Raw genomic sequence first — 9,260 nt, forward strand, 5'->3', positions numbered from 1 at the left:
TGTTAGTTTTTGGGACGCGTCCAGAAGCAATAAAAATGTGCCCCTTAGTGAATGAACTGAAGAAAAATGATTCGATCAAAACACTTGTGTGTGTAACTGGTCAACATAAAGAAATGTTAGAGCAGGTTTTAGATGTCTTTAAAGTTGTTCCTGATTATGATTTAGGAATTATGAAGGCAAATCAAACACTATTTACAATCACGACAAGTATTTTAGATAAAATTCAAGCAGTTTTAGAGCAGGAAAAACCAGATATTGTTCTTGTTCATGGGGATACTACAACCACTTTTGCGACAGCTTTAGCTGCATTTTACATGGGAATTAAAGTTGGACATGTAGAGGCAGGATTGAGAACTTATAATCTTCAAAGTCCATTTCCTGAAGAATTCAATCGTCAGACTACTTCAATTATTTCGGATTTCAATTTTGCTCCGACAGAAGTGGCTAAAGAGAATCTTCTAAAAGAGGGAAGAGAGAATATCTATGTTACTGGAAATACTGTTATTGATGCCTTGAAGACAACCGTTCAAGATCATTATGACCATCCTATTTTGGAGTGGGCTAAGGACAGTAAACTAATCATGCTGACAGCTCATCGACGTGAAAATCTTGGTCAACCCATGGAAAATATGTTTAACGCAGTTAATCGTATTCTGAATGAATTTGAAGATGTTAAAGTCGTATATCCTATTCACAAGAATCCTAAGGTTCGTGAGTTAGCAAGTAAGGTGTTTGGTGACAATGAACGTATGAAAATCATTGAACCTCTAGAAGTCATTGATTTCCATAATTTTATGAATCAAAGCTACATGATTTTAACAGATTCTGGTGGTGTACAAGAAGAAGCACCTTCTTTAGGTAAACCAGTATTGGTAATGCGTGATACAACAGAACGTCCAGAGGGAATTGCTGCAGGAACCTTGAAATTGGTAGGAACAGAAGAAGAAAATATTTATACTAATTTCAAACTGCTTCTAGAAGATGAAAGAGAGTACAGCAAGATGAGTAAAGCAAGTAATCCATATGGAGATGGAAAAGCTTGTGAGCGTATTGTTGATATCATTTTGGAAGGATTATCATAATGGATCAGATTTCTATTGTTGTACCAGTGTACAATGTTGAGAACTGTTTGAGTTATTGTGTAGAAAGTCTAAGACAACAAACATATAAAAATATTGAAATAATCCTAGTAGATGATGGTTCGACGGATAGTTCTGGAGAAATTTGTGACCAATATGCTCGAGAAGATGACAGAATAAAAGTTCTTCATATTGAAAATGGGGGCTTATCCAATGCCCGCAATACTGGGGTAAAAGAATCTTCAACAGATTGGATTGTTTTCATTGATTCAGACGATTATTATGACCATAGAGCCATTGAATATTTAGTAGAACTTAGAGATAAGTATAGAGTTGATCTTGTAGCAACTCCAGTGATTGAAGTTAGAAACTATGAAAATAGTGATTTCCTAGGAGATTTCAGAGAGAAATATTCTGGAAAATTAGATCGTAGAACAGCTTTAGAACAAATGTTTTATGGAAATTATGTTGGGACACATTCAGGTGGTAAACTATATAAGAAAGAAATCTTATTAAGGTTTCCATATCCTAATGGGATGTTGTATGAAGATTTAGCTCTTGCTTATGAGCACATTGCTTCCTGTGAAAATATTGCTGTTAGTGATCTAAATCTTTATAAATACTATCGAAGACCAGGAAGTATTGTAAATTCTAAGTATAGTGATCGTCTCTTAGATTTTTACAAGGCAATGGAATGGAATAGAAGTTATGTTGAACGAGACTATTCAGGTGATAGTGATATGAGAAGAGCCTTGAATGTTCGCTATGTTTTTAATGGTCTGCATATTGTACATGCTATGCTTAGTTCAGATATGTATGCTGAAGTTAATAAAATTAGAAAAGAATACATTCAATATTTCAAAGATGTTATTCCGAATTCAAATGTTACAAGGAAAAATAAATTGAAATATATATTGTTTCTCCTATCTGCAAAATTGTATAACACTATTCGAAATAAGATTGGATAATTTAAACAAACTTAGGTAAAAATATGAAAATAAAAATAAAATTATCAGAGTTATTATATTTTTCAGCTTTCTTTATTTGGTTGCTTTTTAATTTTATAGCTCAAACAAACTTAGTCTATAAATACCCTGAAATTTATCGTTTTCGAATAGTTGCTATGATAGTGTCTATTGTCATACTTCTGTTTAAACTACTATTAGAGGGACACTCGAGTAAGTTTCTGATATTCTTCTTTTCAGCTTTCTGCTTGGCTATCATTATTGGAATTTCAACACATAAACTTTTTGATGCTCTCACAATAATTTCAACAATCCTATTTATTATTTCTATAAACAATGTGAATTTTAGAAAAGTTTTGATTCTCTGGACAGTTTCGATTGTTCTCTTAATGATTTCTATATATGGTCTATTAAAGTTTGGCATTATTGAAAATACGCTGAGGGTTCAATTAGGAGGGCGATTCCGTTTTAGCCAAGGATACCAATATGTTACTCTCGGTGCTAATTATTTATTTCATCTGACATTGGTATATCTATATTTAAGAAAAAGTAAAATCAGATTATTAGAAATTCTAATGCTTGGAATACTTAATTATTATTTTTACGTTAATACTGATACGAAATCAGCTTTCTTTCTTTCAATTCTAGCATTAGTATTGGTGTACATATTTAAAAATAAAGTAGTTAGTCAAAAAATCCTGAATGCCATTGGTAAAATTACGTTGACTGCAGGGATTCTTATTCCTATCATTTTGACTTATTTTTATAACGCAAACAGTAAATTCTTTCAAATTTTAAACGTAGCTTTGACAGGAAGACTAAGTTTAGGACATAAGACCTTATCTTTATATGGCGTACATATGTTTGGTCAAAGAATTGATTGGGAATTGCAACAAAGGGCTACGTCTGTTTTTGATAATTATTTATACGTTGATTCATCTTTTGTAAATATTTTGTTGCATTATGGAGTGATTCTACTAGTTGTTATTTGGTATAGTTTTTATCAACTAAATAAAAGAGGACACTTTAATACAGTTGAGATGCTTGTTTTTATTGTATTGATACTTCACTCAATGTTTGATCCACAATTTTTTGAATTAATGTACAATCCATTATTATTATTGATGGGTATTTCTTGGAGTAAGTATAGGTATAATTATCAGGATGTTTAAAGTTCTTGTGTTATATGTATCCTTAGCTCTAAGTAGAGGTTAGTTAAGTTATTTATGTGTCAAAAAAAGTTTAATATATTTAACATCATCATTTTTGGGCAGATTAATTTTCGCCGTTTATAATAGTAGTTAAGTGAGGAATATGCCCCCCTATGAAGGTTCTTAAAAATTATGCATACAATCTTTCATATCAATTATTAGTAATTATTTTACCGATTATTACGACTCCATATGTTACCAGAGTATTTAGTTCTGATGATTTAGGAACTTATGGTTATTATAATTCTATTGTTACCTACTTTATCCTGTTGGCTACCTTGGGGGTAGCCAATTATGGTACAAAGGAAATTTCTGGTAATCGAAAAACAATTCGTAAAAATTTCTGGGGAATTTATACTTTACAACTTGGAGCAACCATCTTATCACTGACTCTCTATATTTTGCTTTGTCTCACTTTTTCGTTAATGCAAAACCCGGTAGCTTATATTTTAGGATTAAGTTTACTTTCTAAAGGTTTAGATATTTCTTGGCTATTCCAAGGTTTAGAGGATTTTCGAAAAATTACAGTCAGAAATATTACAGTGAAACTAGTTGGCGTCATTGCTATTTTTCTATTTATAAAATCAGCTAGCGACCTATATTTATATGTGTTCTTGCTTACCATTTTTGAATTGTTGGGACAATTAAGTATGTGGTTGCCGGCAAGAGAGTTTATTGGGAAACCGCACTTTGATTGGAAATATGCTAAGCAGCATTTGAAGCCAGTTGTCTTATTGTTTTTACCTCAGATTGCCATATCGCTCTATGTTACTTTGGATCGTACAATGCTAGGAGCTTTAGCTTCAACAAAAGATGTAGGAATCTATGATCAAGCATTGAAACTTGTCAATATTTTATTGACCCTAGTGACTTCATTGGGAAGTGTCATGTTACCACGAGTTTCAAATCTTTTATCATCAGGAAATCATAAAGCAGTTAATAAAATGCATGAGATGTCATTTCTGATTTATAATTTGGTTATTTTCCCCATTATGGCAGGTATGTTAATTATAAACGATGATTTTGTTAACTTTTTTCTGGGAAAAGATTTTCAAGATGCACGCTATGCAATAGCTATTATGATTCTAAGAATGTTCTTTATTGGTTGGACCAATATTATGGGGATTCAAATTTTGATTCCCCATAATAAAAATAGAGAGTTCATGCTTTCAACCACAATTCCTGCTATTGTTAGTGTCGGATTAAATCTTCTCTTGCTTCCAAAACTGGGCTATATAGGTGCAGCAATTGTATCTGTCTTAACAGAGTCGCTGGTTTGGGCTATACAGTTATTCTTTACTCGTTCTTATCTAAGAGATGTTCCGATTATAGGAACTATGATAAAAATTATGATTTCATCAGGATTGATGTATGGAATTCTGTTTTTTGTAAAAGACTTATTGAGTTTACCGTCTATGTTAAATGTAGGACTTTCTGCTATTTTGGGGGCAATAATTTATATCAGTTTGATTTTGATTTTTAAAGTTATAAATCTACGAGATATAAAACAACAGTTATTCAGAAATAAAGGGGTGTAATATGTATGATTATCTAATCGTTGGTGCTGGTTTGTCTGGAGCAATTTTTGCTTATGAAGCAACCAAGCGTGGAAAAAAAGTAAAAGTTATTGATAAACGTGACCACATTGGTGGAAATATCTACTGTGAGAATGTAGAAGGTGTTAATGTTCATAAATATGGTGCACATATCTTCCATACTTCTAATAAGAAAGTTTGGGATTATGTTAATCAATTTGCTGAGTTTAACAACTACATCAACTCGCCTGTAGCAAATTACAAGGGTAGCCTTTATAATCTACCTTTCAATATGAATACTTTCTATGCTATGTGGGGGACAAAAACTCCTCAAGAAGTCAAAGATAAGATTGCTGAGCAAACGGCTCACATGAAAGACGTTGAACCGAAAAACTTGGAAGAACAGGCTATCAAGTTGATCGGTCCAGATATTTATGAAAAGTTGATTAAAGGATATACTGAAAAGCAATGGGGACGTTCCGCGACTGACCTTCCGCCGTTTATCATCAAACGTCTACCAGTTCGTTTGACTTTTGATAATAACTACTTCAATGACCGTTACCAAGGTATTCCAATCGGTGGCTATAATGTCATTATCGAAAATATGCTGAAAGATGTTGAAGTAGAACTTGGAGTTGACTTTTTTGCCAATCGTCAGGAATTAGAAGCTTCTGCTGAAAAAGTTGTCTTTACAGGGATGATTGACCAATATTTCGATTATAAACATGGTGAGCTAGAATACCGTAGTCTTCGTTTTGAGCATGAAGTTCTAGATGAGGAAAATTATCAAGGAAATGCAGTTGTTAACTATACAGAACGTGAAATTCCTTATACTCGCATTATTGAGCATAAACATTTTGAGTACGGCACACAAGATAAAACGGTCATTACTCGTGAATACCCAGCAGATTGGAAACGTGGTGATGAACCTTATTATCCAATCAATGATGAGAGAAACAATGCCATGTTTGCTAAATATCAAGAAGAAGCAGCGCAGAATGATAAGGTCATTTTCTGCGGACGTTTGGCTGATTATAAATACTACGACATGCATGTGGTCATTGAACGTGCCCTAAATGTTGTAGAGGAAGAGTTTAAATAAGATAACGAAGGATAAAATTGATAGATGAAATATTATCTAAAAGAAGAATTTCTGAAGGATTCTGGTGCACGAAATGCGGGAAATAAGGCTCGAAACGATGTAGAAGAAATAGTAGTTCGTGAGGGCTATAGTCCTTTGTTATTGATGGTAGATGATTGGTATCAAATGGGGACTATTAGAGCCCAACGACATAAGGCCAAAGCCTTATCCAAAGCTATCTCTAAGTTGAAGGAAGGGGATCAGCTAATGATTCAATTTCCTATGCTTCATCATAGTTTCTTTACGACTCATTTAGTCAAAAGAATACAACGTAAAGGAGTGAAGGTTCACTTTATTATCCATGATTTAGAAGTTTTGCGCTATGCTAATTTGGATACAGTACCCTTGAAGCATAAAATTCGTGTTCATCTTCAAGAGTCAAGTCTTTTGAAACAAGCTGATGGTCTTATTGCTCATAATCCAGTTATGAAATCAGTGCTTGTTGATAAGGGGATTTCTGAGAAAAAAATAGTTAGTTTAGGCATTTTTGACTATCTGATCCCGAATTATAAGGATAAAGAAGATTTATCTAAGGAAGGGGCTATTATTGTAGCTGGAAATTTAGCTCAAGAAAAAGCAGGTTACTTATATGAGTTGCCTGCAAGACCGGCATATAACCTCTATGGTGTTGGTTTTGATGAGGCTAGAAAACTATCAAATGAAACCTATTTTGGTTCATTTCTTCCAGATGAACTACCGTCAGCGTTAGAAGGAAGCTTTGGTTTAGTTTGGGATGGTGATAGTTCTAAAACTTGTAGCGGCGTGTTTGGTGAGTATTTGAGATACAATAATTCCCACAAGGCCTCCCTTTATTTGGCTTCTGGTTTTCCTATTATTGTCTGGGGGCAATCTGCTTTGGCTAATTTCGTCTTAGAAAAAGAGTGTGGAATTAGTGTTGAGAGTTTACTTGACTTGGAAGAAGTATTAGACAATTTGTCTCAAGAAGAGTATCAGGATTTGGTAAAAAATGCTAAGGCCGTAGGTCAAAAAATTCGTGAGGGTTCTTATCTTCTTTCCGCATTGCAAGCCTTAAATGAATGAATCTAAAAATGACTTAAATAGATAGATGAGGGAGTTACTGAATTCCCTCTTTTCTTATAGTTAAAGAGAGATTAAAAAATGAAATAAGATTCGATAGTTGTCAGAAAATAACAACTATAAATGAAAATTCAGAAAAATATATTGACAATAGATTGCAAAGGGTCTATAATGGATAGAAAAACAAAGGAGAATACTATGAAAACAAGGAAAGTATTGGCTCTTGCGGGAGTCACTTTATTAGCAGCTGGTGTCTTAGCGGCTTGTTCTGGTGGTTCTGCTACTAAAGGTGAGCAGACTTTTGCATTTACCTACGAGACAGACCCAGATAATCTCAACTATTTGACAACCAGCAAGGCAGCTACTTCAAACATTACTAGTAACGTCATTGATGGATTGCTTGAAAATGACCGTTATGGGAATCTTGTTCCCTCTATGGCAGAGGACTGGTCAGTTTCTAAAGATGGTTTGACCTACACTTATAAGATTCGTCAGGATGCCAAGTGGTACACATCTGAAGGTGAAGAATATGCTCCTGTCAAGGCTCAAGACTTTGTAACAGGTCTTAAATATGCAACAGATAAGAAATCACAAGCTCTTTACTTGGTACAAGATTCAATCAAGGGTCTGGATGCTTATGCTAAAGGGGAAAATAAAGATTTTTCTCAAGTTGGAATTAAAGCCCTTGACGATCAAACAGTCCAATACACTTTGAACAAACCTGAAAGTTTTTGGAATTCTAAAACAACAATGGGTGTCTTGGCACCAGTTAATGAAGAGTTTTTGAACTCAAAAGGGGATGATTTTGCTAAAGCGACAGATCCAAGCAGTATCTTGTATAATGGTCCTTATTTGTTAAAATCTCTTGTGGCTAAATCTTCCGTTGAATTTGCAAAAAACCCTAGCTACTGGGATAAGGATAATGTTCATGTTGATAAGATAAAATTGTCATTCTGGGATGGTCAAGATACCAGCAAACCTGCAGAAAACTTTAAAGATGGTAGCCTTACAGCAGCCCGCCTCTATCCAACAAGTGCAAGTTTCGCAGAACTTGAAAAAACGATGAAGGACAATATTGTCTATACCCAACAAGACTCTACGACTTATCTAGTTGGTACAAATATTGACCGCCAGTCTTACAAATATACTTCTAAGACTAGTGACGAACAAAAGACCTCTACTAAAAAGGCTCTCTTAAACAAGGATTTCCGCCAAGCTATTGCTTTTGGTTTTGATCGTACGGCCTATGCTTCACAAGTGAACGGTGCCAGTGGTGCAAGCAAAATTTTGCGTAATCTTTTTGTACCACCAACATTTGTCCAAGCAGATGGGAAAAACTTTGGCGATATGGTCAAAGAAAAATTGGTGACTTATGGGGATGAATGGAAGGATGTGAACCTTGCTGATGCCCAAGATGGACTATATAATCCTGAAAAAGCCAAGGCAGAATTTGCTAAAGCTAAGTCAGCTCTACAAGCTGAGGGAGTACAATTCCCAATTCACCTAGATATGCCAGTTGACCAGACAGCAACTACAAAAGTTCAACGTGTACAGTCTTTCAAACAATCGGTTGAAGAAACCTTGGGTGCAGATAATGTCGTAATTGATATTCAACAACTACAAAAAGATGAAGTCTTGAATATTACCTACTTTGCTGAAACAGCAGCTGGGGAAGATTGGGATATTTCAGATAATGTTGGTTGGACTCCAGACTTTGCGGATCCATCTACTTACCTCGATATTATCAAACCATCAGTTGGTGAAAACACTAAAACCTACCTTGGCTTTGATTCTGGTACAGATAATGCTGCAGCTAAGAAGGTTGGTCTAAACGACTATGAGAAATTGGTAACTGAAGCTGGAAACGAGACAATAGATGTAGCAAAACGTTATGATAAGTATGCTGTAGCCCAAGCTTGGTTGACAGATAGTGCCTTGATTATTCCAACAACATCACTCACTGGTCGCCCAATCTTGTCTAAGATGGTACCATTTACGATGCCGTTTGCCTTCTCTGGTAACAAGGGGACAAGCGATCCGCTCCTTTACAAATACTTGGAACTTCAAGACAAGGCAGTCACTGTGGATGAATACCAAAAAGCTCAAGATAAATGGATGAAAGAGAAAGAAGAATCCAATAAAAAAGCGCAAGAAGAACTTGCAAAACATGTGAAATAGATTTTAATCATCTATAGAAGCTGATTGATAAAGGGTTTGGCATTCGATAGGAATGCTAAATCCTTTTTATTATGTGACAATTTTCCCCTTAATCTCAGAGTATGGTTTTGTCA

General features: G+C 34.6%; 7 protein-coding genes. All 7 read left to right on the forward strand.

The window, feature by feature from the left end; genetic code table 11:
* Window positions 1-1,082: UDP-N-acetylglucosamine 2-epimerase (non-hydrolyzing) (gene wecB, locus QZ565_RS06145; RefSeq protein WP_295527000.1), on the forward strand; the 1,082-nt coding region annotated here is incomplete at its 5' end.
* The gene (locus tag QZ565_RS06150; RefSeq protein ID WP_295527003.1) at window positions 1,082-2,047 is read left to right on the forward strand and encodes a glycosyltransferase family 2 protein; all 966 of its coding nucleotides are present in this window, start codon (window positions 1,082-1,084) and stop codon (window positions 2,045-2,047) included. The genes wecB and QZ565_RS06150, both read left to right, overlap by 1 nt.
* Before the next feature lie 23 nt (window positions 2,048-2,070).
* Window positions 2,071-3,216 (forward strand): polymerase, encoded by a 1,146-nt coding sequence (locus QZ565_RS06155; RefSeq protein ID WP_295527006.1) that lies wholly within the window; start codon window positions 2,071-2,073, stop codon window positions 3,214-3,216.
* 152 nt (window positions 3,217-3,368) lie between these two features.
* A complete protein-coding gene (locus QZ565_RS06160) occupies window positions 3,369-4,793 on the forward strand; it encodes a flippase (RefSeq protein WP_295527009.1) in 1,425 nt (474 codons plus the stop codon).
* A 1-nt stretch (window position 4,794) separates the two neighbouring features.
* On the forward strand, window positions 4,795-5,892 hold the full coding sequence (gene glf, locus QZ565_RS06165; protein ID WP_049510085.1) for a UDP-galactopyranose mutase: 1,098 nt from the start codon (window positions 4,795-4,797) through the stop codon (window positions 5,890-5,892).
* A 24-nt stretch (window positions 5,893-5,916) separates the two neighbouring features.
* A complete protein-coding gene (locus QZ565_RS06170) occupies window positions 5,917-6,972 on the forward strand; it encodes a galactofuranosyltransferase (RefSeq protein WP_295527013.1) in 1,056 nt (351 codons plus the stop codon).
* Window positions 6,973-7,167: 195 nt separating this feature from the next.
* Window positions 7,168-9,147, forward strand: a complete 1,980-nt coding sequence (locus tag QZ565_RS06175; protein ID WP_295527016.1) for a peptide ABC transporter substrate-binding protein — start codon at window positions 7,168-7,170, stop codon at window positions 9,145-9,147.
* Window positions 9,148-9,260: the final 113 nt, after the last annotated feature.

Source organism: uncultured Streptococcus sp. (assembly GCF_915066115.1).
In the GTDB taxonomy this organism is placed as follows: domain Bacteria; phylum Bacillota; class Bacilli; order Lactobacillales; family Streptococcaceae; genus Streptococcus.